The organism is Pseudaminobacter salicylatoxidans, assembly GCF_003148475.1.
Classification (GTDB): Bacteria; Pseudomonadota; Alphaproteobacteria; order Rhizobiales; family Rhizobiaceae; genus Pseudaminobacter; species Pseudaminobacter salicylatoxidans.
The window spans coordinates 5,001-6,456 of the sequence record NZ_QGGG01000033.1 but is presented as its reverse complement, the minus strand read 5'-3'; the positions used below and the strand labels follow the sequence as shown (position 1 = coordinate 6,456).

General features: G+C 58.9%; 1 tRNA gene and 2 rRNA genes (1 of these 3 running past the window's edge). All 3 read right to left on the bottom strand.

From position 1 onward, the window contains the following. Window positions 1-77: transfer RNA gene (locus C7441_RS23620), tRNA-Met, on the bottom strand. 231 nt (window positions 78-308) lie between these two features. Further along, window positions 309-423 (bottom strand): 5S ribosomal RNA (rrf, locus tag C7441_RS23615). A gap of 194 nt (window positions 424-617) precedes the next feature. Next, window positions 618-1,456: ribosomal RNA gene (locus tag C7441_RS23610) — 23S ribosomal RNA — on the bottom strand (it continues 1,972 nt past the right edge of the window).

The window sequence follows — 1,456 nt, the reverse complement described above, 5'->3', positions numbered from 1 at the left end:
TGGTTGCGGGGGTTGGATTTGAACCAACGACCTTCAGGTTATGAGCCTGACGAGCTACCGGGCTGCTCCACCCCGCGTCAAAGTATCAGCTTTGGCTGGCCGGGCAGCCCGGACTTTTGCTGTCTGTTCGTCCTCGGAGCCCTGCTCCTGCGGCTGGACGGGGCGCTGCCTGCCCCTGATTTCCGGTCTGCCCGGGCGGATTTGCCGCCAAAGCAAAAGGCCGCGCCCCGATTGGTGATGGGATGCGGCCCGCAGGTCCCGTTGGTGCGGGCCTAGTCGTGAAGAGAAGATTTCCATGCACTTGGCAGACCTGGCGGCGACTTACTCTCCCGCGTCTTGAGACGAAGTACCATCAGCGCTGGAGCGTTTCACGGCCGAGTTCGGAATGGGATCGGGTGCAGCCGCTCCGCCATAACCACCAGGTCGGCAAAGTGCATGTTGTTCGAGAAGCTGCTGGCGTGGCCAGTTGTCCTTATGTGCGTTGCGACGTTTCACGCCTCGGGCGAAGCCCGCAAGCGCGACTGCGCGTCGCCGGTCGTCCGGCGCCCTCGCGGAGCATAGGGCCCCTTGGGCCCGCTCATGCGTGAGCGCTGGTTCAATGAACATTGAGAATGAGAACGATCAAGTCGATCGAGCTATTAGTACCGATAAGCTTCACACATTGCTGCGCTTCCACACTCGGCCTATCAACGTGGTCGTCTTCCACGGCTCTCGGGGAATACTCGTTTCCAGGTGGGTTTCCCGCTTAGATGCCTTCAGCGGTTATCCCGTCCGTATATAGCTACCCTGCTATGCGGCTGGCGCCACAACAGGTCCACCAGAGATACGTCCATCCCGGTCCTCTCGTACTAGGGACAGATCCTGTCAATATTCCTACACCCACGGCAGATAGGGACCGAACTGTCTCACGACGTTCTGAACCCAACTCACGTACCGCTTTAAATGGCGAACAGCCATACCCTTGGGACCTGCTCCAGCCCCAGGATGCGATGAGTCGACATCGAGGTGCCAAACAACCCCGTCGATATGGACTCTTGGGGGTCATCAGCCTGTTATCCCCGGCGTACCTTTTATCCGTTGAGCGATGGCCCTTCCACACGGGACCACCGGATCACTATGACCGACTTTCGTCTCTGCTCGACTTGTCAGTCTCGCAGTCAGGCAGGCTTATGCCATTGCACTCAGCGACCGATTTCCGACCGGTCTGAGCCCACCATCGCGCGCCTCCGTTACTCTTTAGGAGGCGACCGCCCCAGTCAAACTACCCACCATACACGGTCCCGGACCCGGATAACGGGCCGCGGTTAGACATCCATAACGATAAGGGTGGTATTTCAAGGGTGGCTCCACCAAGGCTGGCGCCCTGGCTTCAAAGCCTACCACCTATCCTACACATGCCGCTACGAATGCCAATGTAAAGCTATAGTAAAGGTGCACGGGGTCTTTCCGTCTAACC